The organism is Microcystis sp. MC19 (assembly GCF_003019735.1).
Lineage (GTDB): Bacteria > Cyanobacteriota > Cyanobacteriia > Cyanobacteriales > Microcystaceae > Microcystis.
This window is the reverse complement of record NZ_CP020664.1, coordinates 2,882,409-2,907,744: the sequence shown is the minus strand read 5'-3', so window position 1 is coordinate 2,907,744 and position 25,336 is coordinate 2,882,409. Positions and strand designations below refer to the sequence as shown.

Sequence of the window (25,336 nt, the reverse complement as noted above, 5' to 3'; positions counted from 1 at the left end):
TCAACGTCGAGTAAGGGGAAGCTGGAGAGATAGCCTTTTCATTCTATTAATCAATCTAAAAAGTCCCCAAAAATATGATAACTTCCACTCCAGTCAAAAAAAATGACGATGTTAACGCCTTAAATGCGGATATTAGGGAAGTTTTATTAGAGGTTTTGCCGATAATTTCTCCTGAATTACAACTAGAACTCACTAAGTTAGTTCAACAGATTCATCACCTGAATTATTTGATTTATAAAAAAAGTAATAGCTGGAAAATTGGTTGGTTTATTTTTAACAATGATCCAACTAAATTTATTTTGTTATTAGAGGAAATTAAATATATATTGCTCATGGCAAAAACTAATAAAGTCGGAGTTGATGCTATTCGAGAATTCAGAATTAATCTAGAAAAGGAAATTAATCATAGTCGCTATTTTTTATGGGGACATATTTTAAATGGATTTAGTTCTATCTATTCTACAAGATCAGTCCCATTCAAAATATTTTTAGGTTTATCTATGACAACTTTTTTATCTATGATTGCCCTCAAATTTTCTGCTCAAGAAATTTACATATTTGATGATAATTTACACCAGAAACACTCTCAAGAGGAGGCACTTATTTCAAAACCATTACCTCAAGCAAACTCCCCAGTACCCATTCCTTCTAGTAGTTATTCAGAACAGTTAAAATCATCGAGTGATACGATAAATCCTAATCGGCATATATTTTATGGTTTAGTTTATGCGGCAACAGCAGGAGTGTTGGGAAGTGTTGCGAGTATTTTACTCAGAATTATCGACTTTACAGACAAAAAATATGACGACCCCCTCATTCCTCTTTTTATTGGTTTGTTTAGACCCTTAATTGGTCTAATTTTCGGTATTTTTATCTTTAGTTTAATTAGCTCAGATACGTTGATTAAAATTGATTTTATGATTACCCAGGATAAAAATTCTTCTAGTTTAATAACAAACAAAGCCCGTCAGGATTTATTTATCTTTTCCTGTGCTTTTTTAGTGGGATTTAGTGAAAGATTTGCCTCAGATTTACTTAAAAAAACTGAATCTGGATTAATTGAAAAATAATTTTATTGGCTAAATTATACGGACCTTTGCGGATTCAAGACATACAATAACAGCAGTGGTCAAAGGGATTTATTTTCAGTTAGGAAAAGATGGGGGGCAATCTGTTTAGAGTGGGTTCCTGCATAATACTCTTTCACTAGCTTTTTTAATTCTTGTTTAGCCGAGTTAAGCCGGTCCGGTTCTCTGTATTTACTTTTATTTTGTTTTTGACCGAGACTATTTAAATTATAGGCCTTGGCCACCGCTGCTAAATCTCCCAGAAACCAAGATTCTAATTCATGGCAAATAATCCGAATTAAGACTTGAGCATCACTGGAATTTTGACAAATTTGCCCTAGGTCTTTTTTGAGTTTTTGACAGTCGTGGGAATCCTGATCGTGGACAATAATAAATTTGGTATTGGGACTAGATTTATTGAAAGCTTTGAGTTTTATAGGAATAGATTTGGCTAGGTCTTGTTTGCCTTGATTACTAATACATTTATACCTTATTTCTGGGGGAATAAGTTTAGGCAAAAGTTCGTTTAACACATTTTCTATAGATGACTCTTCTAGCAAAAATACGATATCATAGTTCATTATGGTGCTACTCCTTCAAACCAGCCTTGATTCCAAAGATAGCCGGGTAAATCGCCTTCCGCTACTAAGTTTTTGATGATTTCGCTATCGGCAGCCCTATGGATTTGGGTGATACCTTGGGATTTAATTAGGGTTTGCTGAATAATGGTAAAAACCTTACAGGAAAGGGCTTTTAGCTTGATTGAGAGCTTCCCAAATGCACTTAAATCTGCTAGAATCTCTTAAAACCCTTGCATCACCCTTGCATCTTCTCTAATTAGTGCTAATGTACCGTAAAAGCGAGTTACCCTCAACCCCACCAGAAAAATTCGAGCTGCCCTTTGAGGGGAAATTATCCCAAGACAATCGTTGGGTAATTATGGCCAACCTCATTCCCTGGTCAGAATTTGAAGCGGAATACGCATCACTTTTTTCAGAAGAAATGGGCACACCCGCCAAAACATTCAGGACAGCACTCGGAGCATTAATTATTAAAGAAAAATTAGGAACAAGCGATAGAGAAACGGTAGAACAAATCAAAGAAAATCCTTATTTACAATACTTCTTGGGGTTTTCATCCTACAGCAATGAACCCCGGTTTGAAGCGTCAATGTTGGTTCACTTTCGAGAAAGAATTACTCTGGAACTAATTAATAAAGTGAATCGCTTTATGGTCAAAAATTCGAGAGAAATAAAAGAAGAAGAAAACACCGAAAAAAAGTTAGAGAGCGAAACCCAAAGTCAACCAGAAAATCGAGGTAAATTAATTTTAGATGCCAGTTGTGCGCCCGCAGATATTAGTTATCCTACGGATTTAAACCTGTTAAATCAAGGAAGAAAACAAACCGAAAAAATTATTGATATTCTCTATGAAACTTTAAAAGGAAAACTTGTTCAAAAACCGAGAACCTATCGTCTCCTAGCCAGAAAAAGTTATTTAGAAGTAGCAAAAAAAAGAAAACCTACCGTCAAACAAAGACGAAAAGCTCTGAAAAGACAACTGCAATATCTAAAAAGAAATCTCGACCATATTGAACAACTTTTAGCAGAAGGAGCCTCGCTACAAAGCTTGAAAAAAAGAGACTATAAGCTGTTATTAGTAGTCACAGAAGTTTATCGCCAACAACTCTGGATGTACCAAAATAACAAACAGAGTATTGAAGACAGAATTGTCAGCTTAACTCAACCCCATATCCGTCCGATAGTCAGAGGAAAAGCTGGAAAACCCGTAGAATTTGGGGCTAAATTCTCAGCAAGCTGTATAGATGGTTACATATTTTTAGACCGGATTAGTTGGGATAACTTTAATGAATCGGGAGATTTAAAAGCACAAATAGAAGCTTATTATGACTATACAGGATACTATCCAGAATCAGTTCATGTGGACAAAATTTATCGAACCAGAGAAAACCGAGCTTGGTGTAAAGAAAGGGGAATCAGAATCAGTGGTCCCCCATTAGGAAGACCAGCCAAAAATGTTAGTAAAGAACAAAAGAAACAAGCTACCGATGATGAGAGGATTCGGAATTGTATAGAGGGCAAATTTGGACAGGGGAAAAGAAGATTTAGCTTAGGTAAAGTGATGGCTAAACTTCCTCATACTTCCTTTTCAGCGATTGCTATTACTTTTTTAGTCATGAATCTTTCTAACCTGTTGAGGCAGGTTTTTTGGGCTTTTTTATGTCTGAAATGGAAAAACAGCACTTTTTCTCGGTCAATGATTAGGATAAGTTATAATTTAAAAATTAATCAACAACTAAAGCTTATGCTTGTAGCTAAGTGAAATCATTGATTAAGAGACCTGTACTTTTCAATGACTTTTTCAGCAGACCCTAATTAGCCAGAAAATACTAGCTAGTGGAACCGCATTGAGAAAATCGGGGGAGTGGCTAGAAATAAATACCTGACCCCCCCGATAGCTATAGTGGGCGAATTCTTCGGCTAGTTCTTTTAATAAAGTAGGATAAAGTTGGTTTTCTGGTTCTTCGACACAGAGTAGGGGATGAGGATTGGGATCGAATAGTAATATTAAATAGGCAAACATTTTCATAGTCCCGTCAGAAACATAGCGATCAATAAAAGGGTCTTTAAAGGCCTGATCTTGAAAACGTAAAATCAAGCGACCGTCTTCGGTTTCTTTGGCTTCTACAGAGGAAATACCCGGAACTCGTTCTTTCATTTTTTCGAGAATTTGCTGAAAAATTTCGGGATATTGTTGATAAATATATTGAGCAACTGTAGCTATGTTGTCGCCAGTGGGGGATAAGTGTTCAGCATAAGATATTTCTTTACTTCCTCTAGCTTCGCTAATATGAAAGTCAGAAACGTGCCAATTTTCAATCAGAGAACGAAAGGCTGTAGCGGCTTTAAAACGTTGAAATTGTCCTACTCCCTTGATCGCTAGTATGTCGTTAGATTCTAGCTGTTGTTCTTCTCGATCGAGTTCTTTATCCGGTTTACTAAAATCTTCTTCGTTGGTGATAGCATATCCTTGACCAAGTTTAAAATCTAAAAAATGAAAAGGTTTACCGTGTTCACCCCGTTTATAGCGAAGTATTTCGCGTTTGATAACGGGGCGATTATTGTTTTGTCCAATTATGATTTGATAAGTAACCAGACGTTCTGTATCTAAGATTTTCATGGGAAATTGCATCTCGATTTCAATATCTTCCTGTTCTTGACCTCTAGTGATAATTTCTCTATAACCGCCGCGAATTTGTAAGGCTTGGCGAATGTTGTTTTTGAGGGCATCTCGCAGAAACACAAAAATATCAAATAGAGTAGATTTTCCCGTGCCGTTAGCTCCAATAATCACACAAAAAGGGGGAATATCTCTTATGTGTATGTTTTTAAACATACGATAGTTTTTTATTTTAATAGAAACAATTTTCATGATATAATCGAGCCGTTATAGTTTTTTTGATTATACGATTGATCAGGTGAAGATAATTGATCAATTAGTCAAAAAAGCCAGAGATTAGGCTCTCTTGGACATGGGGGGATAAATCAGCTAGAAACTAGAGAGGCCAGATCAACCGTCTGAAGAAGGGACAAGAAACCAGACTCAAGACAAGTTGCCCAAAATAGCGTAAATTGTCTATAAATTTGTTCAACGACTTAAATTAGTACAAATGTTTGACTGTATTATCATCGGTGCGGGACCAGCAGGAACGACGGCGGGTTATCATCTAGCTAAAAGGGGACGATCTGTCCTGATCCTTGATAAAGCGAAATTACCCCGTTATAAACCCTGTGGTGGGGGGGTATCCCCGGCAATTAAGCAGTGGTTTGATTTTGACTTTACCCCCGTGATCGAGAATACCGTCACGCAAGTACAGTTTACTTGGAAACAGGGGGATACCGTCACCACTAAGTTAAATATGCTAGAACCGATGTGGATGGTACAAAGGGATCGTTTCGATGATTTTTTAGGTCAACAGGCGATCGCAGTCGGGGCAACCATCCAAGATAACAGCGAAGTTACCCAGATCAAATTCCTTCAAGATCACTGGCAAGTTACCACATCCCAGGGAACATTTTCAGGCAAATATCTGATTGCTGCCGATGGTGTTAAGGGCAATACCAGTCGCTGGTTAGGATTACCAGCGAAAAACCAAGCGATCGGGGCTACTCTCGAAATTACTAACGCAGAAGTGACTATTCCCCCCCAAAAAGCTTTTTTTGATTTTGGTTCCCTAAAAAATGGTTATATCTGGGCTTTTCCCAAGTCTAATGGTTACACAATTAGCGGTGGTTGTTTTAAGGGCAGCATCAAATCCGAGGAGCTAAAAAAACAACTGTTAAATTATGCCCGTCAAAAGGGCTGGAATTTAGAGGATTATCGCTATAGTGAGTATGCTTTAGCCCTTTGGAACGGAAATCAACCGCTACACGCCCAAAATGCCCTAATTACAGGAGAAGCGGCGGGTATTCTCGATCCGCTCATCGGGGAGGGTATCCGTCCGGCAATTTTGACGGGAGTTAAGGCAGCCGAGGCGATCGATCGAGCTTTAGCCGGAGATAATCGGGCTTTGGCGAGCTATAGTCGGATAATTCGGGAAGAATGGGGGGAAGATATGGCTTTAGCGGCCAAATTAGCCAGTTTATTCTATCAATTTACCCAAATCGCCTACAATGTCGCCGTTAAACGGCCGATCGCCGGTCAACTGATGGGACGTATTCTCGTGGGAGATTTAAAATACCGGGATGTTACGGAACAAGCGATGCAACAATTGAAAAAGCTTTTACTGCCCGGATTCGGTTGGTGATAACACCTCCCGCACCAGGGTAGGGGTGACTCGATCGCTAATGGTGACTTGGCCGATTGCCGTTGGTAAAATAAATCTAACCTTGCCATCTTTAACCTTTTTATCGGCAGTGAGAGCATTGACCATCTCATCGGCATTTAAAGGCGGCATACGGGTTTCTAAGGCAGCTTTTTCGATTAAATCGGTTTGACGTTGATTTTCCCCGGCGGTCCACATTCCCAGTTTAACAGCGATCGCTCCTGCCGCCACCATCCCCATCGCCACCGCTTCCCCGTGGTTAATCCTAGTATATCCCGTTAAACTTTCAATGCCGTGGGCGATCGTGTGACCATAGTTTAAGATCGCCCGCAAACCCGCCTCTTTTTCGTCTTTGCTTACCACATCTGCTTTAGCTTGGCAAGACTTTGTAATAATTGTTTGCAATAGCTCGCCATCGATCTGAGAAAAACTGGCTAAATTGTCCGAGTCTTCCAACTGTTGAAATAACTCAGCATCCCAAATTACACCATATTTAATCACTTCTGCCATTCCAGCCCGAAATTCTCGCACGGGTAGGCTTTTAAGCACGCTAGGATCGATCAGAACTAATTTCGGTTGATAAAACGCCCCGATCAGATTTTTGCCCTGGGGATGATTAACACCGGTTTTACCCCCGATGGAAGCGTCCACCATCGCTAACAGAGTGGTGGGAACTTGGACAAAATTAACGCCTCGTAACCATGTGGCTGCCGCAAATCCCGTCATATCACCGATTACACCACCACCGAGGGCAACCATAGTCGAGGAACGTTCCAGCCGGTGAGCGAGGGCGCTATCATAAACTTGGGCGATCGCATCGAGGGTTTTATAATTTTCGCCGGCGGGGATCAGATGAGTAAAAACGACAAATCCCGCTTTTTCTAGGGAATTAACGGCTTTATGTCCGTAATAGTCAAAAATTTCGGGATTAGAAACCAATAAAACCTTTTTGCCTAAGCTTAACTGGCTCATTTCTGCACCGAGATTAGCTAAACTGCCCTTCTCGATCAGAATATTATAGGAGCGATCAGGTAAATTAACGGGAATACAAATAGCCATGGGGTGTGGTAATTATAAATTATCAATTATGAATTATGAATTGCGAGGTAGGGAGATGGGGAGTGCCGGAGCAGGGAGAATAAATAAAAATAATCTCCTGACTCCTGACTCCCGATAGCCAAAAAGATGATCGGTTATTGACGCAGCTTAGTCAACTCTAAGAGCAGACGACAGGATAAAAAACAGATAAAGCTCTCTCCCAGAAAGAGACTTAATTGCCAAGCGTCAGCGATCAAGTCTGTGGATAATTGTAGGGGAACTAGGCCGCGGACTAGGGCAAAAGCTGCCACTGTACCATCTTTGAGATGGGGATTATCATCGTTACGGACGACATAACGATAGGTGACACCGAAGAGAAATCCGCTAATTATCGCCCCGGATATCTTGACAAAAGCGCCAATTACTGTGAGCGATTCCCCTAAAAATAGTCGATCAACAGTTAAAAATAGCAGATAGGGAACCAGGAAAGCCAGCGCCGAGATACTCCCCACCTGTATGGATTCGATTCTTTCCTTGAGCGTAATTTGCACGATCGCCTCTCTAAAACGGAGTCACTGATGGAGTATTATCGAAAATTTGGGTTGAAAACCTCGCCCTTTAGGGCGACTTTATGTTAGCATTAAATTGAGTCGTTGACTTTGGGAACGCAGGAAACAAGCGACACTCCGTAATCCCTAAATCTCTAACCATCACTGGTACAAAAGCTTTCATCCTAAGTCCACATGGTAAGAGCGAAAAACAATTAAATACTGTGGGACACACAGAAATTTACGCTTGGGGAGTAGTCTTTAAGGGTGCTTACCTTGTAGGTGTAGTCGGACTAGACATGAAACTGTAAGACCAAAATTAGCTTTGCTAGTAGCGGCAAGATTCAGCCCAAGAATCTCCGCACTTTTAGGGCGGAGAGTGTCAACTCCTAAGTAATTCGTTTAACAAAGGCAATTATGGATATTTTGACACTTGGTTGGGTTAGCATTCTCGCCCTGTTCACTTGGTCGATCGCCATGGTGGTTTGGGGTCGTAACGGTTTCTAGGTAATCTATAGATACCATGGAAACATCCTTGATTCTCAACACTCTCTTTCTAGTCGCCTTAATTCTCCTCGTTATCGTCAGTGGTGGCATTCTCTACCTGACGACTACAGAATGGCGCGATCGCCGTCGCCAAGATGGCGATAAAAAATTAGGAAAATAATCCCGAACAGGTGTACTTAATTACGCCTGTTTTTCCTTTACTATAGATTTCCTGCAAAAATCAAAAATCTTCCGTTAGGTGAGGAGACGGTCGATAGGATAATCCGAGACAGGAGGATAAAAAAGACAAGAAACAACTATGCTATCCACAAAACCTAAGATTATGTCAGATTTATCTGAGTTTTTAGATATTTTGACTAGATAGCGGTTCTAGAACTTACTTTTTCAGGAGGTCTTAAGTAGCTAGACGCAATTAATTAGACATATCTCACCACCTCTTGCCTTTTGCCTACTACTTATGATTAAAATACTGCACTTATCGGATATTCACATGGGGAGCGGTTTTTCCCATGGTCGTTTAAATCCAAAAACGGGATTAAACACGCGTTTAGAGGATTTTATGGGCAGTTTAAGCCTCTGTATCGATCGGGCTATTGCCTCCCCTGTGGATCTAGTGCTTTTTGGGGGAGATGCCTTTCCCGATGCCACTCCTCCTCCTTTTGTTCACGAAGCTTTTGCCAGTCAATTCCGTCGTCTTGCCGATGCTAAGATCCCGACGGTGTTATTAGTGGGTAATCACGATCAACATTCTCAGGGTAATGGCGGTGTCAGTCTCTCCATCTATCGTACCCTAGCGGTGCCGGGGTTTATTGTTGGCGATCGCCTAACCACCCATCGCATCGCCACCCGCAACGGCGATATCCAAGTCATTACTTTACCCTGGTTAACCCGCGCCACTCTCTTAACCCGTCCCGAAACCGAGGGGTTATCCTTGAGTGGGGTAAATGAATTATTAATTAACCGTTTGGAGCCAGTTTTAGAAGGAGAAATTCGCCAATTAGATACAAGTTTACCAACAGTTTTATTAGCCCATTTAATGGCTGATCGAGCTAGTTTAGGAGCAGAAAGATTTTTAGCGGTTGGTAAAGGTTTTACCGTGCCTTTATCGTTGCTAAATCGTCCACAATTCGAGTATGTTGCCCTCGGTCATGTTCACAAACACCAGAATCTTAATCCTAGCAATGATCCGCCTATTGTCTATCCTGGGAGCATCGATCGAGTAGATTTTAGCGAGGAAAAAGAAGATAAGGGCTATGTTTTAATAGAAGTGGCTAAAGGAGAGGTTAAATGGCAATTTTGCCCTTTACCTGTGCGTCCTTTCCGTTCCATCGAGGTGGATGTTTCCCAGGCAGCAAACCCCCAAAAAGAATTGCTGAAAGCTCTCAAAAAATACGATATTCAGGAAGCAGTTATCCGCTTAGTTTATAAAATTCGCAGTGAACAATTAGAGCTAATCAACACCAATCAGCTTGATGAGGCGTTAAAACCTGCCCATAGTTATAGTATTCGGGCTGAGTTAATTAGTCAATTAACCCGTCCCCGTTTACCAGAATTAGGGGTGGGTAATCAATTAGATCCGATGGAGGCGTTAAAAGCTTATATCGATAATAAGGAAGATTTGCGCGATATTGTTGATGATATGTTAGAGGCAGCCCAGCTTTTATTAAATCAACAGCCAGAATTTTGGCCAGAGGAAGAAACCTCGATTTAGCTATCAGTTATCAGTTATCAGTTATCAGTTATCAGTTATCAGTTATCAGTTATCAGTTATCAGTTATCAGTTATCAGTGATCAGTGATCAGTGATCAGTTATCAGTTATCAGTTATCAGTTATCAGTTATCAGTTTACTGATCACTGAAAAAAAGCTCCCCACTCCCCACTCCCCACTTCATAATTTATAATTTATAATTTATAATTTATGATTTCCCTATCCCTGTTGAAACCAGCCATGAGTTTATGTCTTAATCCCGATTGTCTGCATAACAATGCTCCTACGGATAAATTCTGTCAAAAATGTTGCTTTCAATTATTACTCAAAGATCGTTATCGTGCTATAAAATTAATTGGTCAAGGAGGTTTCGGTAAAACTTTTCAAGCAATTGATGAGGATAAACCTTCTAAACCTTATTGTGTGATTAAACAATTTTTTCCTAGCGCTCAAGGTAGTAATGCCCTCAAGAAAGCAGCGGAATTATTCAAAGAAGAAGCGATTAGTTTAGATAATCTCGGTCAACATCCACAAATTCCCTCCCTCTATGCCTATTTTACCAGCAATGATGGGCGACAATATCTTGTGCAAGAATATATTGAGGGACAAAATCTAGAACAAGAATTACAAAGCGAGGGAGTTTTTAATGAAGAAAAGATCAAACATCTTTTATTAGAAATTTTGCCAATTCTTGATTTTATCCATGCTAAAAGAGTCATTCATAGGGATGTTAAACCCGCTAATATAATTAGGAGACGCAGCGATAATAAAATAATTTTAGTGGATTTTGGTGCCTCTAAATTTATGACCATTGCTAATCTTTCCCTGACAGGAACAGTGATCGGTTCGGCGGGATATATCGCTCCAGAACAAGGCAATGGCAAAGCGATTAATAGCAGTGATTTATATAGTTTGGGAGTCACTTGTATCTATTTATTAACGGGAATATCTTCCTTGCAATTATTCGATATGAGTGAACATGAATGGGTATGGAGACAGCACCTATTTAATAATCCTGTTACTGTTGAATTAGGTGAAATTTTAGATAAATTAATTGAATTTGGCACCAAAAAACGTTATCAATCAGCCGGGGAAGTCCTGCAAGAGTTAGCAGTAAAATTAGCCGTAGTGATTCCGCCAAAACCTCGATCACAGGTCACAATTCAAGAAACGATTTTGCCAGTTTTTCCGTCCGCCACCAGGGAGGAAATTAACCTCAAAAGTGCCAAGGAAATTGATTACACTAACCTACGGGATTTCTTAGCGCAAGAAAAATGGCAAGAGGCAGATCAAGAAACGGCTAATCTATTTTTAAAAGTTGCCGATCGAACTAAAGAAAAATATCTTAAGATAGAAGATATAGATAACTTTCCCTGTGAAGATTTAGCCACTATAAATCAACTTTGGTTAAAATATAGTCAGGGAAAATTCGGTATATCTGTTCAGAAAAGAATCTATGAAAGTTTGGGAGGAAGCGGTAATTATGATCAACAAAAATGGAACGATTTTGGGTCAAAAGTCGGTTGGCGAGTTAATAACAAGTGGTTATACTACGATCAAATTACTTTCTCTCTCAAAGCACCCTCTGGACATCTTCCCACCCTTGTGTGGGGTGTGGGTGGTGGCATAATTCTTTTTTCTCGCCTGGAAACCTGTACCATGGACATAGTTTCTAGCAAAGGATAAATTGGCTTAAAAACTTTTCTGGAGAATTAAACAATTTCTGCCTTCGCCAGTGCGGATATATTGTAAAGTATCAGTAAGAGAACGCATGAAAAGTAATCCGCGAGTGCTTTCCATTTCCAAAGGTGCGAGGGGACGTTGTTGTAGAGAATCAAGTTTTGCTTGCAGATCAAAAGGTTGACCCCGGTCCCATATTCTTATTTCTAGAGAATGGTACTGTAAAGTTAATTCTAGCTCGATCAGTGTAGTCGGTGGTAAATGTTTGTGGGCGTAACGGACAGCATTAGTAAATCCTTCCGCTAAAGCCACCTTACACTGCCAAAGCACCGAGTCGGGTAGAAAAGAGCGGCCGTGAGATTCAAACCATTGTAGGACCGGGATTAAAGCTGCCAATTCCGTCTGGACTTGTAGATGGAATTGGAGGGGGAAAGAAGGGGAATTTAAGACTTCAGAAGGCACCACTGTTTTTTTGAAAGAGAATCAAAATTGTTTTAAAAATCAGTTGTAGATCGTAGCCTAAACTCCAATTTTCTTGATAGCGCAAATCTAGTTGAATTACCTCTTCAAAATTACGCACCCGAGAGCGACCATTCACCTGCCATTCCCCCGTCATACCTGGTTTTACATCTAAACGTTGCCATTGGGGAACATCGTAGCGTTCCACCTCATCGGGTGTGGGGGGACGAGTGCCGACAAGACTCATTTCACCGGTGATCACATTCCAAAACTGGGGGAATTCGTCTAAGCTGGTACGACGTAAAAATTTTCCTACTCGGGTAATCCGGGGATCATTTTTATTCTTAAAAAAGGCTCCCTCCGCTTGATTGGGGATTTGATCCTTGAGTGCTTCTGCATCCACACACATGGAACGAAACTTGAGAATTTTAAATTCCTTTCCCAACCAACCGCAGCGGGTTTGACTGAAAAAAATTGGACCTGGACTGTCTAACTTAATAGCGATGGCAATGGGGATAAAAATAAGCCCCGTAATTAATAAACCCACGATTCCACCAACAATGTCAAGACCGCGCTTTAAGCAACTGCGAATCGAGGGATGGGTTTCGGGTAGATGGTTTTCAGTGGCAGTAAAGTCATTTTCTTGGGGTGCTAGGGGACAGGTTTGGAAGGTGAATAATTGATCTAGTCCCGTAATCGATAAAACCCCCATCACCGGGGGGTGGACGTTAGCCAGTACTAACTCGATATTTTTTGCCCTGGCCGTTTTGAGATTATGCACTAAAGCACCCACACCACTACTATCCATAAATTGAGTGGCATTGAGATCGAGAATGACTTTTTCGGGAGTGGGTGTTTGGACGATGAGATGGTGAAAGATATCTTTGAACTGTACTGCTTCCAGGACAGTCAAGCGATCCGGCATCCGCAAAACCGGATACTCCATCGGAATGATCAGAAAACGTGTTTCAGGAATTTGGGAAGTCATCGACACAAAAAGATGATTTGATGGATGAACAAGGCCTGTTGACCTACCTAATGTTTACTACACTTTTCCCCAAATACCAATGGGTGATGTCAGAGATTACCTGTGATCAGCTAACGAATCTCGCCTAGGGGCGGACGGCCTTGGGTTTGGGCTTTCGCTTTGGCTGCACTCTTTCTCAGGGCATCTAAACGGGTCTCATAACGCTTACGCAGACGACGGTTAGGTGTTTGTTCGATTAGGGTTTTAAAGGCACTGCCTAGGCTCTTGTAGGCGTTGGGGAGAGAATAACCGAAACGGGTGGCCAAGGCGATCGCTTTTTCATCGGCTTCGATCGCTTCTTTGAGAATTTTATCGCCATTATTTTTGCGCCAGAGACGATAACCGGAAATCCCACATAATCCCATGGCCAAAAGCAATAATAACCCGTCCTGTACCCATAATTCCCCCACTGCACCACCTAGGCCGATAGCGAGGGCGGCCATTTCCCAGCCTTCCCGGGGAATACTATCATTTTGAATCCTGGCCACTTCATGCCAAAAGAGCAAATTACGCTGATCGATGGCTAAATTCTCCCATTTGGCTAAATCTATCTGAATTTCTACCTCGTCTCTGCCAATTTCTTCACAACGGATCAGGGGGGGGTTAATCTCTGTGGAACCTTCTACCGTTACCCAACTTTGTAATTCTGGGGGTAGTAGGGTTTTTAGGCGCCGAAGTTCGCTCATTTCGGCTCGTGCAGAGGAGGCCGCATAAGATGTCATAGATTTTTTACCTATTCTCTACCAATGACGATTAATTCTATTTTGGATCATAGCGGTCTTTTTTGTGATCTTGGCAGCTTTTGGTCCTAGGGAGCATTGGCAGTGATCAGTAACCAGTGCTGGAAGTGGCCAGTGGGGAAGTGGGGAGTGGGGAGAAACAATCCATAACTGGGTTTTTAAAGTTCGATTGGCAGTCAATCAGACTAAGTAGGTGGGTGTTAAAAATTGTCAGATACCCCCTTTATTAAGGAGGGATTAAAGGGGGAGCGGCACCACCTGATCAGGGTGAGGGAGGATTAAAGACAAAATCTATCTTCTATTTACTTATTAACTAGACCGTAAATTTTGCCGACTAATGCTCAAATATATCCTTGTATTGCTGTAAATCTAAAGCGGTGAAGATGGGGATACAACTAAAGCATTTTTGGGCTAATTCCCATCTTTCTTCTCTTTGCAGCATCACAATTAATTTATCTCGCACTGACAGTAAATAGCGCACATCGTTAGCGGCGTAACTCAGTTGTTGTGGGGTAAGATTAGCGGCATTTCCCCAATCAGAACTCTGAGCGGTTTTGTCTAATTCTATGCCTTCCAATTCCTGCACGAGACTTTTTAAACCGTGACTGCTGGTATAAGTCCGAGCCAGTTTACTGGCGATTTTGGTACAGAAAATTGGTTGCGTGGCAATGGCAAAAGTATGGAATAATTGAGCCACATCAAAACGGGCGAAATGAAAGACTTTTTCTATCCGCTCATCTTCCATGACCTTTTTGAGATTAGGAGCCTCTGTTTGCCCCCTAAAAATGCGAATAGCGGTGACAAAACCACTGGGATCACAGAGTTGAATTAAACACAGTCGATCGCGCCCCGGTATTAATCCCATAGTTTCTGTATCTACAGCGATCGAATTAACCCCTAGATAACGGGATAATAGGTCATCGCTTAAATCTCGATCGCACACTTGAAAATTGTCTAAGTTCATATAGTTAGCAGATAGGAGACAGGAGACAGGAGACAGGAGGGAAATTTGTAATGCTTTTGCCTATTGCACGAGTGCCTTTATTTCCCTGATCACTGATCACTGATAACTGATAACTGATCACCGAAAAGGCTGATAGCTAAAGACTGGTAATTAATTTTAGGTATCATCGGTGTAATTTTGTCAACGCTTTTTAACAAAAAGTTGTGTAAAATAATATTCACCAGCATTATTTTTAGCGATACCGATACCGGTGAGGTTATAATCACCAACCATATTTTTTTGATGACCGGGGCTATTAATCCAACCCTTGACGGCAACACTAACGGGGTCAGTATATCCCTTCATAAAAGCCAAATTTTCGCCCATTTTTTCTAAAGGAATCTTCCTTTGTACTGCCTTGACTCGTCCCTCGAAACCATCATGACTAAAAGGAGCCTGTTGATTGGCCATTTTTTGACTAAATAAGCGAGCTTCATGACTAATGCGAGCATCGAGACGTAGGGGCGGTAAATTTTGAGAAATTCGGTAGCGATTAACTTGATAATTAGTGTTTTCTTCGAGGGTAATGAAAAAAGATTGATTCCCGATAGGATCGTAGCTAAGGTGATTAGGAGAAACGGCAGGGGATTGACGTTTTAAAAATATTTGAGTAAAGTACAATTTTCCTTGATTATCCGTCGCTACTCCAATCCCGGTACTATCAAAATCACCCTCGATATTTTCCCGATGACCTTGACTTTTAATCCAGCCATCCACCGCAATCATTACCGGGTCATCATAACCTTGATTAACTGCCAGATTTTCCCCCACCGCTTGATAGGGAACGGAAACGCCAATAGTTTGCGCTCTTTGGTCAAAATCTTGATGACTAAAAGGAACTAAACCGGCAGCCATACGTTGGCTATGTAATCTTGCCTGTTGGGAAATTGCCCGATTTAACAGTAGGGGAGATAAATTGCGAGATTGACGATAGCGATTGACCTGTTGATAGATTTTATTCTCTAAAACCTGTAAAGTTGCCGCATCTAAAGGAGAGGGAGAAGGAGAGGGAGAGAAAGATGGTACGAGTTCCGCAAAAGAGCTATAGTTTAAGGAACTACAGGCCATTAAACTTGTCGATACAAGCATCAAAATTCCCAACCGATAAGGTTTCTTAAAAAAACTTTTCATCGAAAAAATTGGGTCTGAACCCCCCCGTTCTAGGTCGGATTTACTGTTAAATACTAGCGCATTTACAGGATATATGCCAGAACGTCATAGCATTTTTCTAAAGTAATGGCAGAGATAGTTAATTACCTTCACCCCACCCCCCCGATGTCGGGGGAGCAAGGGGGGGAGAGGGGAGTAGGATGTCTGCCACGAATAAAGAAAAATGGCATAAGGCAGCTGGGAAACCCCCAAGGACCGCAAGCAGAAACCCAAATGGTCAGGTTTGGAAATCACCTTTTTTTGGTGCCAGGGTCAAGACTTGTTAAGATTGATCAAGCCGCTCGCTCAAATTTACCAATTCTGTGGCCCTCATCTATGGTAATCGACTTTCTGCCCTTCACTATCAATATTTCCCCAGCCTTTATTGCCGGTAGCTGTCTCTGGTCTTTAGCATTGTATCTGGGATTAGCCGGGGTGCGAAATTGGTTTATAGAAATTTTCTATGGCTGGTTTAATTTTGCCGAGCGTTTCCTCTATACTTCCCTAGAGGAGTTTGAAAAAACTCGCGTCGCCAGAGAATCCCAAAATGCTTTTTATGCTTCTATCTTTAGTATTATTCCCTTTCTCATTCTCGGCGGTTTCTCCGATTGGTTAATCGAGATTAGTTTAGGAAAAAGTTGGCCGATTAGTGTCGGCATTCTCGCCTGTGTTGCCTCCGGTGTCTATGAATTAGGACGGCAGGACGGCAGCGGCAATCAGTAAACATCGGTCAATTAAGCTGTTAACTATATCAATTACTGCTGCCGACTGTACGGGAGTGGCAAGTTAGTTGATTTTAACCCTTGATTAGCACTCAATCTTTTGCTTCCAGACGATTTTTATGTTTATTAAGAGTCTTTTGTAGTAAATTCAAAACCTCATTAGCAATCTCAATAACTTCATGGGTTCCAAAACCAGCCTGAGTTAATTCTTTAAAAAAAGCCTTAGCGACAATTTTGGCTAATTTCGGGGGATAAGGATGAACAGCGATCGAATGTTCGCACTGAATTTCTGCTATTTCTCTAGTCACTGCCATAGCCACAAAACGAGATTTTAACATCCCTTGCAAATGAAAAATTTGCAGGGATTGGGATGCCTGTTGAGCGAATAACTGCAAGATTTCTAAATCGAATGGTTCAAAATGTTTTTTGTCTAGGGGAAAACTGAGATTAATTACTCCGATTATCTGCTCGTTTAGGATAATCGGTGCGGCTATAAAACTGTTATTATTTGATTTTCTGGTATAACCGGCTGCACTGGCCAATGGCGATCGAGTGATATCCTTAATTAGTAGAGGTTTTCCTGTAGTTGCCACAGTGCCGGCAATAGCTTGATCGAGTTTAATTATTTCTTGATCCCCCAAAGGTGAGAGACCATCATAATGGGCAAAAACTTCTAGATAATCGGTAATTTCCCCCTTTAATTCCTGTGGAGAGCTTAACATAATTGAACAGTGCTGCGCCCGCAATTGCTGCGCGCTTGTACTAGCTATTTTCCGAAAAATATCTTCGAGATTTTCCTCGACATTCAAGACCAGAGCCAGAGCCGTTATTTTGGGGTTAAAATTATCCATGTATTCAATCACTTATTCAGTCCGAGTTTAGGCTTTTAGGGTGAGGGTGACATTCCCCATCTCCTTGTTTGTCTGAGTCTATAGCTTGCCATAGCATCTCATGGAAGGGCTTTTGTTGCTCGTTAACTGCTCTATTGTATATGTGCTGAAAAACTTCTGTCTGTCTCTTGTTTTTTGTCTTCCCTCTAGCTACTCTGAGATCTAGTAGGTCAGAGGAGTTCAACCTGACTGGGGTGAAAGATGGTGCGTTTTCTCTGGGCAATTTTGGGGGGTGTGGGGATGGGGATAACAGTAGCACCGGTTTCCTGGTGGTTACTCGCTTGGATTTCTCTAGTCCCCCTGTGGATGGTTGCGATATTAGGGGAAAAATCCCTAAAAAAACAGCTTTTATACGGTTTTGGCTGGGGTTTTGCCTACCATGGTCTGGCTTTATTCTGGATCACGGGAATTCACCCGATGACGTGGATGGGTGTCCCCTGGTTAGCCAGTTTGTCAATTGCCCTGTTTTGTTGGTTGTTTATCGCTTTTTGGGGAACGGCGATCGTGCTAACTTGGACGTTAGTTATGTTTTATGTCAACAAAAGTGTTAATCAGTCATCTTTTAGGGATGCCCTCCTGCGGGTTTTCATCGGCACTGCCCTCTGGTGTGGGTTAGAATCTCTCTGGAGTCAATCCCCTCTCTGGTGGACTACCCTTGCTTATAGCCAAAGTCCCCATAATTTATTGATTCTGCAATTGGGCAAATTATCGGGTTTTACGACGGTAACGGCGGCAATTGTGGCAGTTAATGGTTTAATCGCTGAAAGCTTGCTCCTAATCCGTCAATCGCGGCAAAATCTCGCTTTTCTCTCTTTACCCCTCCTCATTTGTTTTAGCCTCCATCTCTGGGGATGGAACGCATACCATAAACCGATCGAAAAGTCAAGGGATTTAGGGATAAAAATTGGCGTAATTCAGGGCAATATTCCCAACACGATCAAACTTTCGCCCCTAGGATTTCAAAAGGCCCTCGAAGGTTACACCACTGGTTATCAAATTCTCGCCGCTCAAGGAGTAGATGCCGTCTTAACTCCTGAAACCGCCTTACCCTACTATTGGGAGAACTTAGTTAATAATAGCTCGATTTATTCGGCAATTTTAGCCAAAAAAACGCCGATCTGGTTAGGTGCATTCGGCAAGGTGGACAAGGGTTATAACAATAGTCTCTTGACCATCGATGGCGAGGGACAGGTGATTAGTCGGTATGATAAAGTAATTCTCGTGCCTTTAGGCGAATACGTTCCTTTTCAGGAAATTTTGGGCGGAATTGTTGATCGCCTTTCTCCTCTGCAAGCGCATTTAATCCAGGGAAATCCCGATCAAATTATTGACAGTCCTTTCGGTAAAACCATTGTGGGCATTTGTTACGAGTCGGCTTTTTCCGAACATTTTCGCCGTCAAACTGCTAGAGGAGGCGAATTTATTATTACTGCTTCTAATAACGCCCATTATAGCCACGCCATGCCCGCTCAACACCATGCTCAGGATACCATGCGAGCGATCGAAACCGATCGATGGATGGCCCGCGCCACCAATACAGGTTATTCTGCTTTTGTCGATCCCCACGGTAATCACCTTTGGCTATCGGATTTGGATAAATATCAAATCCATAGCGAAACAATTTATCGACGGGACACGAGGACTTTATATGTGCGCTGGGGAGATTGGTTAACTAAAGTTTTAATCATTACTGCCGGACTAGCTTGGCTCTGGAGAGCTTGGGATTAAAGTGACAGTGGTATAATTTTTCCTGAATAAACTGTTAAATAACCTAAGTTTTTAAGGCAATGAAAGAGCAATTTGTCAAGTGGTTGAATAGAATCTTAATATTTGATGTGTTTTTGGTAATAGCGGGCTTTCTCTGGTTTGCCGTGGCTGTTATCGGTGAATCCACGGGAATTCCCCTAGGATTTAAACTTTTTCAGCGTCTTTGGCTGCCCTTATTCAATCCTGCTATTAGTATTTTAATTGCGGGGGCGATTTTAAGCTGGGCGATTAATCAAATTCAAGAACGCTGGTTGCCTAAATAGTAGGGTTGATTCATGAATCAACCCTACCTTATCAAGGAGGGCAGGGGGGATCGAACCTAAAATCCATTTTTAATTTAATTATAGCGGTTCTCACACCTGTGTGGCACACTTAAACCTTTGCTAATTAAGCTTTTCAACATCGATAATGTACCTAGTGCGAACAGGAAACGCTATATAACCAGCTACTTAGATGATAAAAATCGGGGTTGAAACATTTTCAACCCCGAAAAAAGCAATTTTTGAGGGGATTAACCCACTGGTTGTAACTGTAATTGCGAGAGAATATCGCTTTGCTCAGAGCGCTGATGACTAGAGACTGTCACCACAGCTTCAGCAGTTACATCTAATAGCGCATGGTCTCCAGAATTGACTTTTCCCGATAACATCGCGACCGCTAAACTATCCTCTAAGCGTCGAGTTAAAGCACGACGTAAAGGCCGCGCACCGTAGCTAGGATCATAACCCTCATTGATGACCAAATCCTTAAAAGCGGCGGTAACTTGCACAGAAATGCCTTTTTCTGTCAATTGTTTGGCTAGATCTGCGATCAGAATATCAGCAATCTGGGTAACTTCTTCGCGAGTTAACTGTCGGAAAACGATAATTTCATCGAGACGGTTGAGAAATTCGGGACGGAAATATTGTTTTAACTCCTCTGTCACCCGATTAGATATCTGTTGGTAACGGGATTGAGCAAAATCGTCAGCAATCTCGAATCCTAAGCTCTTACCGCCTTTTTCGATGACTTTTGAGCCAATATTTGAGGTCATGATAATTAGGGTATTCTTAAAGTCCACCCGACGACCTTGGCTATCGGTCAAATGACCATCTTCTAACAGTTGCAGGAGAAGATTAAAAACATCGGGATGTGCTTTCTCGATTTCGTCAAACAAAACCACTCTATAGGGTTGACGACGCACTGCTTCCGTTAATTGACCGCCTTCATTGTAACCGATGTATCCGGGAGGCGCACCAATTAACTTAGAAACCGTGTGGGATTCCATAAATTCCGACATATCTAGGCGAATCATACTGGATTCCGAGCCAAAGAGCAACTTAGCTAAGGCTTTCGTTAATTCAGTTTTACCGACTCCCGTGGGACCGGCAAAAATAAACGAGGCAATCGGACGGTTAGGATTCTTTAAATTGACTCGCGCTCGACGAATAGCACGAGAAACGGCATTCACTGCCTCCTGTTGGCCAATAATCCGCTCGTGCAGTTGACATTCCAGATTTAAGAGCGATTCCGACTCAGTTTCAGTTAATTGGGTAACGGGAATACCTGTCCAAGCGGCGACAATTTGGGCGATTTCCTCCGCATCTACCACCGGAATTAAAGATTCGGGGTTAATTAGGGGTGATTCTTCGTTAACCTCTGCGGGACTTTTACTTTGCAGGGAATAGCGTAGATGGGTGCGGGATCCCGCTTCATCGAGAAGATCGATCGCTTTGTCCGGTAAAAAGCGATCATTGATATAGCGCGAGGATAGATTAACGGCAGCTTCGATCGCTTTTTGATCGTATTTTACCTGATGGAAATCCTCGTAGGTGGCTTTTAAACCGCGTAAAATCTCGATCGCTTGCTCTTTAGTCGGTTCTCCCACCATAACTGGCTGAAAACGTCTTTCTAGAGCCGCATCTCGCTCAATATGCTGTTTATACTCATCGAGAGTAGTTGCCCCTAAACACTGTAACTCGCCGCGAGCTAAAGCAGGTTTAAGCAAGTTAGAAGCATCCATAGCTCCTCCCATGCTACCAGCACCCACAAGAGTGTGAATTTCATCGATAAACAGGATAATACTGCCCGATTTGCGAACTTCCTCCACCACACCCTTTAAACGTTCTTCAAAATCGCCGCGAAAACGGGTTCCCGCCAGTAAAGACCCCATATCGAGGGCAATTACCTGTTTATCCTGCAAAAGTTCGGGAATATCGCCACTATGGATGCGTTGTGCTAACCCTTCAGCGATCGCTGTTTTCCCCACCCCCGGCGCACCGAGTAAAATCGGGTTACTTTTGGTACGACGGCCTAAAATTTGGACAACTCGCTCGATTTCTGGCTCTCTACCGATTACAGGGTCAATTTTGCCATTTTTGACCTCTTGGCTTAAATTGCGACCATATTGGGCTAAAATCCCGCCTTGGGGAGCATTTTTCTGGTCTTCATAGTCACTCTTTGCCGTGAAGCGACCACTAGCGACTTTTTCCCCGGCATTTTTAATTAAAAGTCCGCGAAGTTTGATCAAATCAACACCCTGCATAATTAAAATTTTAGCGGCTAGGGATTCGGGATCGGTGGTGATAGCGAGTAATAGATGTTCAGGTGCGATCGCCTGTTCCCCTAATTGTCGAGCTTCCTGAAATGCTTGCTCGAACATCTTTTTCGCTTTCGGGGTAAAAGGGATATTAACGGGACTGTAACCGGTGCCGCGGCCGGTCATTCCTTCAATCAGGCGGCGACTTTCGTGCAGGGTGACTTTTAAATCCTTGAGAATTGAGGCTGCGGTGGCGGTGGCTTCTCCTATCAATCCTAACAGTAAATGCTCCGTACCCACGACACTGTGACCGGTACGACGGGCTTCCTCTTGGGCGAACATCACCGCTTTGATAGCTTTCTGGTTAAAGTATTCAAACATGATCGACGGCTTCCTGGCTACTGGGCTTTATCTGTTACTGTAACGTTTTCTTTACATTAGCCGGAAGGGGGATATCCGTATCAGTAGGGTGGGTTAGGGGACAGGAGTGGGGAGTGGGAATTATGAATTATGAATTATGAATTATGAAGTGGGGTGATGGGGGAGTGGGGAGACCACTTCGTGCGCGTTGCGGGGGGAGATGGGGAAACTTGCCAATATTTCGCCAATCGAAGGGCGGTACTCCCAGTAATTTCTGGGCGACCGTTGAAGATCTCATTAATCCGATTGATGTACCATATAACTGAGAAGGTAAGGATTGAAAAGGCTGCCAGCCAAGTTTTTTCGAGCCGAAGGTGGGTCGGAGCCAGTCAAAGATTGGTGGAAAACTCTCAGCCGTGAAGATTGCCGGATTATTGGCAGCGATATCAAGGACGTAGAGTTTAGCTTTCCCATCGGCTGCCCCTGTGCCGTTCACTTTCCGGTTATCAAGACTTATGGGAGGTGCGGAGTAGGGGCAATTCATGAATTGCCCCTACGGGCAGACGCATCACGCGGGTCATCTTTTACATCAGCCGAGGGGAGATGATTCTGCCGCACGGCAACATCGGCGAAGTCCCAAAAACCCCAAAACGGGAAATCTAGTAGGGGCGAACGGCCGTTCGCCCCTACTAGCGCAAGAAGGAACAGGAAAAATATGACCGCTAACCCCCATACTGGCTCCGATTTCGATGATTTTCTCAAAGAAGAAGGTCTTGAGGAGGACTGTAGTGCGGTGGCACTCAAACGGGTACTGGCGCGGCAGTTGGCTGAGGAGATGAAACGGATCTCTCTGACCAAAACGGAGATGGCGGCGCGGATGCAGACCAGTCGAGCGCAACTTGACCGCCTCCTCGACCCGGAAAAGACGGGCGTTTCCCTCGATACTATCCAACGGGCGGCTTCTGTGGTGGGCCGCCAATTGCGAATCGAGTTGCTCTGAGGGAAGTCAGAAAGTTCGGAGTGCCGCAGATGAAATTACCCAACGGGGAACTGGCAGAAATCTCGATGGAAAAACTGATTGGCTATTGCTTAAATCCAGAACATTCCAGAGGAAAAAATCAAGCCAGAGTCTTTCGCTCTCGTCTGGGAATAACTGCCGAGAACGCTGAGGTTTTGCGATCGCTCATCTCACAGGCTGCCCTGGAGGGGTAAGTTGTGCAACAAGCGGTCACGGAATTCGGCCAGCAGTTTAAAGTGGATTGGACGATACCAGAACGGGAAGGAACACAACTGCGAACTATCTGGGAAATCGGCTTAATTAATCCCAACCCTCGCCTAATTTCTGCCTTTATCCAGTGAACTACCATGAAAGACATCAAACTTTTAGATCCGGTTGCCATCCTCAACTCCGTCCCTCGGGAGCGATTGACTTTGGTTGAGCCAGATTATGAGGCTGTCCCCAGCTTGCCAAGCGGACAGGTGGGAACAGTGGTTGAGGTGTATGAAAAAGGTTCGCGCTATCAATATTTAGTGGAATTTTCTGACAGTCAGGGGCGGGAATATGCGATGGCTATTCTGCCAGGCGATGAGCTTCTGGTCTTGCATTATGAACTGGAGGCGGCGTGAATTCTGCTTAAGGGAAAACGCTATGGCTCAAGTAAAAGTTTTCTATGAACCGGAAATCGCACTTAACAATTATGTTCTAGCATATATTTTTTTAGTACGGCATTAATTAAAGTCTGATATTTTTTGGGAAATTGCTGTTTATACCAAGCAACAACTGAGGGTTCAAGCTGCAGAGTTACAGGAACTTTTAGAGGAGAATTAACAGTAGCTTCTTGCCAAAATTCGGCATCAGTAGCAGGTACATCTGAATAATCTATATCAGAATCTTTCATCTGACCAAGGATATTTAATTGTTCCTCTCTCGACATACTCATAATAAATTCCCCTTTCCTCTGCATTAGCGCGTCTTGTAGATATAAGCCGTATTTTCTGTTCTCGTAGAGTGTACACTGCAACTAGGACAAATTCTCCTAAAAGTCCCAAAGCGATTAATCTTTCTTCGCCGTAGTCTCTGCGATTATCAGGTTTTGATATCCAGACTCCTGAAAAGATTTCCTTGGCAAAATTAAAGTCGATCCCGTGTTTTTCAATATTGATGTTGTTCTTTTGGTCATCCCACTCGAACTCCATCTTTTGACTCTAACTCCATAAACTAAGAAATTATACTGCGATCGCAAGCGATGTATAATACACCCTCCCAACTACCAAGATAACCTCTAAGTCTAGAAATCATGCCTACCGGGGAGATGCAAGACTTAACAACAGTTAATAAATAATTACCTAACAATGTTAGCGAAATTTTGAACCCTATTATCGAATCTGACACACCGCGCCACAATCCCTCACGGAAGGCGATAGGTCGCCTGAGAAGCAGTAAAACAGGGGAAAATACCTGAAACTCTTTCCCCTGTGAATCGCTAGTTAGGGAGAAGAATATAAAGATTTATTAAATTGTAGCTTTTGCTACAGTTGTGGGGGGGGAGTGTGTATGCTTCTGCTATCTCCCTTTGGTGTTGGGTTGGGGTGCTGCTTGACTCAAGGTACATGAGCTAATAAATGTATAGAAACAGTAAAAATGAATATCTTACAAAGATTATCAATGGTTCCAATAATAACAATGGTTACTGCGGTGGGTGTTGCTGTTGCTGTTGAACCTGCTCAGGCAGCTACCCTTTGTTATTGCTATGAGGTTAACCGACCCGGTGTTCCTAAGTCTTTGTATAATGGGAGTTGGCTTTTCGGAGTAAGTCTAGATACGGTTATGAACAAAATAACATTTACAGTTAAAGGTAGTAATTCTCCATCTGGAGGAAAATTTAACGGTACTATGTATATGTACGGCGTAACCGAGTCTAATGGAACATATAGTTTTCACGGTACTAATAACAGGTTAACAATGAGCGGTGAGTTTACCCCTAGTACACATACGTTAATAATTAAAAGCCCAATCACAAGTACGTCTTCTGGTGGTCAAGAGATACCATTCAATGTTAAGCCATGCCCTGAACCCACCTCAACCATCGGCCTCCTCGCCCTCGGCACTCTCGGCGCAGCCTCAACCCTCAATCGCAAACTGAAGTCCTCTAAATCCACCGGAAAAGAAACCACAAAAGTAGGCTAAATTGCCCACTAAAAATATGACAAATGCCCCCTTGATTCAGTCAGACCAAGTTTAGAGTAAAACTCGTAGGTTAGGTTGACCCAAGGAAACCCAACAACTTCCAGGAATATTTTCACAAT

General features: G+C 42.4%; 27 protein-coding genes and 3 pseudogenes. 15 read left to right on the top strand and 15 right to left on the bottom strand.

The annotated features are described in order from the left end of the window. Positions 1-74 precede the first annotated feature (74 nt). On the top strand, positions 75-1,070 hold the full coding sequence (locus tag B5D77_RS14770; protein ID WP_106909105.1) for a hypothetical protein: 996 nt from the start codon (positions 75-77) through the stop codon (positions 1,068-1,070). Between the two features lie 59 nt (positions 1,071-1,129). Here the strand turns inward: B5D77_RS14770 and B5D77_RS14765 are convergent, their stop codons facing one another. Together B5D77_RS14765 and B5D77_RS28135 are read right to left on the bottom strand one after the other, a co-directional pair. Continuing rightward, complete coding sequence (locus tag B5D77_RS14765) at positions 1,130-1,648, bottom strand: DUF4276 family protein (protein WP_106909104.1); 519 nt, start codon at positions 1,646-1,648, stop codon at positions 1,130-1,132. Beyond that, positions 1,648-1,779: pseudogene (locus B5D77_RS28135) on the bottom strand (AAA family ATPase); the annotation flags it as partial. The gene B5D77_RS14765 and the pseudogene B5D77_RS28135, both read right to left, overlap by 1 nt. 134 nt (positions 1,780-1,913) lie before the next feature. Here B5D77_RS28135 and B5D77_RS14755 point away from each other — a divergent pair. After that, on the top strand, positions 1,914-3,410 hold the full coding sequence (locus B5D77_RS14755; protein ID WP_106908527.1) for an IS5-like element ISMae6 family transposase: 1,497 nt from the start codon (positions 1,914-1,916) through the stop codon (positions 3,408-3,410). Between the two features lie 48 nt (positions 3,411-3,458). On the opposite strand, the pseudogene B5D77_RS14750 reads toward B5D77_RS14755, so the two are convergent. Further along, a pseudogene (locus B5D77_RS14750) lies at positions 3,459-4,520 on the bottom strand (AAA family ATPase); the annotation flags it as partial. A gap of 238 nt (positions 4,521-4,758) precedes the next feature. On the opposite strand from B5D77_RS14750, the gene B5D77_RS14745 reads away from it, so the two are divergent. Beyond that, a complete protein-coding gene (locus B5D77_RS14745; RefSeq protein ID WP_008206768.1) occupies positions 4,759-5,895 on the top strand; it encodes a geranylgeranyl reductase family protein in 1,137 nt (378 codons plus the stop codon). On the opposite strand, the gene aroB is transcribed toward B5D77_RS14745, so the two are convergent. Both aroB and B5D77_RS14735 read right to left on the bottom strand, forming a co-directional pair. Beyond that, positions 5,872-6,972, bottom strand: a complete 1,101-nt coding sequence (aroB, locus tag B5D77_RS14740; protein ID WP_008206770.1) for a 3-dehydroquinate synthase — start codon at positions 6,970-6,972, stop codon at positions 5,872-5,874. The genes B5D77_RS14745 and aroB overlap by 24 nt on opposite strands. Positions 6,973-7,106: 134 nt before the next feature. Further along, positions 7,107-7,502, bottom strand: a complete 396-nt coding sequence (locus tag B5D77_RS14735) for a hypothetical protein (RefSeq protein ID WP_008206772.1) — start codon at positions 7,500-7,502, stop codon at positions 7,107-7,109. 414 nt (positions 7,503-7,916) lie between these two features. On the opposite strand from B5D77_RS14735, the gene petN reads away from it, so the two are divergent. From petN to B5D77_RS14720, 4 genes are all read left to right on the top strand, one after another. Further along, complete coding sequence (petN, locus tag B5D77_RS14730; RefSeq protein ID WP_012265708.1) at positions 7,917-8,006, top strand: cytochrome b6-f complex subunit PetN; 90 nt, start codon at positions 7,917-7,919, stop codon at positions 8,004-8,006. Positions 8,007-8,022: 16 nt separating this feature from the next. Continuing rightward, the gene (locus tag B5D77_RS26270) at positions 8,023-8,166 is read left to right on the top strand and encodes a hypothetical protein (RefSeq protein ID WP_002736416.1); all 144 of its coding nucleotides are present in this window, start codon (positions 8,023-8,025) and stop codon (positions 8,164-8,166) included. A gap of 297 nt (positions 8,167-8,463) precedes the next feature. After that, the gene (gene sbcD, locus B5D77_RS14725; protein ID WP_008206775.1) at positions 8,464-9,717 is read left to right on the top strand and encodes an exonuclease subunit SbcD; all 1,254 of its coding nucleotides are present in this window, start codon (positions 8,464-8,466) and stop codon (positions 9,715-9,717) included. A gap of 238 nt (positions 9,718-9,955) precedes the next feature. Continuing rightward, complete coding sequence (locus tag B5D77_RS14720) at positions 9,956-11,401, top strand: serine/threonine-protein kinase (protein WP_039900643.1); 1,446 nt, start codon at positions 9,956-9,958, stop codon at positions 11,399-11,401. A gap of 6 nt (positions 11,402-11,407) precedes the next feature. Here B5D77_RS14720 and B5D77_RS14715 read toward each other — a convergent pair whose 3' ends face one another. The 5 genes from B5D77_RS14715 to B5D77_RS14695 all read right to left on the bottom strand — a co-directional run bounded on the left by B5D77_RS14715 (position 11,408) and on the right by B5D77_RS14695 (position 15,755). Then, complete coding sequence (locus tag B5D77_RS14715) at positions 11,408-11,860, bottom strand: ATP-binding protein (RefSeq protein WP_008206779.1); 453 nt, start codon at positions 11,858-11,860, stop codon at positions 11,408-11,410. Further along, positions 11,847-12,842: an anti-sigma factor antagonist gene (locus B5D77_RS14710; RefSeq protein WP_008206782.1), complete on the bottom strand. Its 996-nt coding sequence runs from the start codon at positions 12,840-12,842 to the stop codon at positions 11,847-11,849. The genes B5D77_RS14715 and B5D77_RS14710 overlap by 14 nt, the downstream gene beginning before the upstream one ends. A gap of 110 nt (positions 12,843-12,952) precedes the next feature. Then, a complete protein-coding gene (locus B5D77_RS14705) occupies positions 12,953-13,603 on the bottom strand; it encodes a DUF3318 domain-containing protein (RefSeq protein ID WP_002781787.1) in 651 nt (216 codons plus the stop codon). Between the two features lie 352 nt (positions 13,604-13,955). Then, the gene (locus B5D77_RS14700) at positions 13,956-14,585 is read right to left on the bottom strand and encodes a ribonuclease D (RefSeq protein ID WP_008206784.1); all 630 of its coding nucleotides are present in this window, start codon (positions 14,583-14,585) and stop codon (positions 13,956-13,958) included. A gap of 180 nt (positions 14,586-14,765) precedes the next feature. Then, positions 14,766-15,755 carry a CAP domain-containing protein gene (locus tag B5D77_RS14695; protein ID WP_039900634.1) on the bottom strand — a complete coding sequence of 330 codons (990 nt, stop codon included), beginning with the start codon at positions 15,753-15,755 and terminating at the stop codon, positions 14,766-14,768. A 354-nt stretch (positions 15,756-16,109) separates the two neighbouring features. On the opposite strand from B5D77_RS14695, the gene B5D77_RS14690 reads away from it, so the two are divergent. Next, a complete protein-coding gene (locus B5D77_RS14690; RefSeq protein WP_106910008.1) occupies positions 16,110-16,496 on the top strand; it encodes a hypothetical protein in 387 nt (128 codons plus the stop codon). 91 nt (positions 16,497-16,587) lie between these two features. Here B5D77_RS14690 and B5D77_RS14685 read toward each other — a convergent pair whose 3' ends face one another. Continuing rightward, positions 16,588-17,346, bottom strand: coding sequence for a GAF domain-containing protein (locus tag B5D77_RS14685; protein ID WP_008206790.1), 759 nt, complete (start codon positions 17,344-17,346; stop codon positions 16,588-16,590). Between the two features lie 240 nt (positions 17,347-17,586). Between B5D77_RS14685 and lnt the strand changes: the two genes are divergently transcribed. Together lnt and B5D77_RS14670 are read left to right on the top strand one after the other, a co-directional pair. Beyond that, the gene (gene lnt / locus B5D77_RS14675) at positions 17,587-19,113 is read left to right on the top strand and encodes an apolipoprotein N-acyltransferase (protein ID WP_008206792.1); all 1,527 of its coding nucleotides are present in this window, start codon (positions 17,587-17,589) and stop codon (positions 19,111-19,113) included. 59 nt (positions 19,114-19,172) lie between these two features. Next, positions 19,173-19,415, top strand: coding sequence for a hypothetical protein (locus B5D77_RS14670; RefSeq protein ID WP_008206795.1), 243 nt, complete (start codon positions 19,173-19,175; stop codon positions 19,413-19,415). 248 nt (positions 19,416-19,663) lie between these two features. Here B5D77_RS14670 and B5D77_RS14665 read toward each other — a convergent pair whose 3' ends face one another. Both B5D77_RS14665 and B5D77_RS25910 read right to left on the bottom strand, forming a co-directional pair. Continuing rightward, positions 19,664-22,051, bottom strand: a complete 2,388-nt coding sequence (locus B5D77_RS14665; RefSeq protein ID WP_106909103.1) for an ATP-dependent Clp protease ATP-binding subunit — start codon at positions 22,049-22,051, stop codon at positions 19,664-19,666. A gap of 127 nt (positions 22,052-22,178) precedes the next feature. Next, positions 22,179-22,574, bottom strand: coding sequence for a hypothetical protein (locus B5D77_RS25910; RefSeq protein ID WP_159036969.1), 396 nt, complete (start codon positions 22,572-22,574; stop codon positions 22,179-22,181). Here B5D77_RS25910 and B5D77_RS25905 point away from each other — a divergent pair. From B5D77_RS25905 to B5D77_RS14640, 4 genes and pseudogenes are all read left to right on the top strand, one after another. Further along, a complete protein-coding gene (locus B5D77_RS25905) occupies positions 22,573-22,749 on the top strand; it encodes a hypothetical protein (RefSeq protein WP_157221775.1) in 177 nt (58 codons plus the stop codon). The genes B5D77_RS25910 and B5D77_RS25905 overlap by 2 nt on opposite strands. Continuing rightward, positions 22,746-23,030 (top strand): helix-turn-helix domain-containing protein, encoded by a 285-nt coding sequence (locus tag B5D77_RS14650; protein ID WP_106909102.1) that lies wholly within the window; start codon positions 22,746-22,748, stop codon positions 23,028-23,030. The genes B5D77_RS25905 and B5D77_RS14650 overlap by 4 nt, the downstream gene beginning before the upstream one ends. 29 nt (positions 23,031-23,059) lie before the next feature. Next, a pseudogene (locus B5D77_RS28130) lies at positions 23,060-23,389 on the top strand (DUF6883 domain-containing protein). 6 nt (positions 23,390-23,395) lie between these two features. Further along, on the top strand, positions 23,396-23,656 hold the full coding sequence (locus tag B5D77_RS14640; RefSeq protein ID WP_002765844.1) for a DUF4926 domain-containing protein: 261 nt from the start codon (positions 23,396-23,398) through the stop codon (positions 23,654-23,656). Between the two features lie 62 nt (positions 23,657-23,718). On the opposite strand, the gene B5D77_RS14635 is transcribed toward B5D77_RS14640, so the two are convergent. Then, the gene (locus B5D77_RS14635) at positions 23,719-23,928 is read right to left on the bottom strand and encodes a BrnA antitoxin family protein (protein ID WP_228009492.1); all 210 of its coding nucleotides are present in this window, start codon (positions 23,926-23,928) and stop codon (positions 23,719-23,721) included. Beyond that, positions 23,915-24,226, bottom strand: a complete 312-nt coding sequence (locus B5D77_RS14630) for a BrnT family toxin (protein WP_061430167.1) — start codon at positions 24,224-24,226, stop codon at positions 23,915-23,917. Before B5D77_RS14630 ends, B5D77_RS14635 begins: the two co-directional genes overlap by 14 nt. A 445-nt stretch (positions 24,227-24,671) precedes the next feature. On the opposite strand from B5D77_RS14630, the gene B5D77_RS27265 reads away from it, so the two are divergent. Next, positions 24,672-25,217, top strand: coding sequence for a PEP-CTERM sorting domain-containing protein (locus tag B5D77_RS27265; protein ID WP_254052967.1), 546 nt, complete (start codon positions 24,672-24,674; stop codon positions 25,215-25,217). The last annotated feature ends 119 nt before the right edge of the window (positions 25,218-25,336 follow it).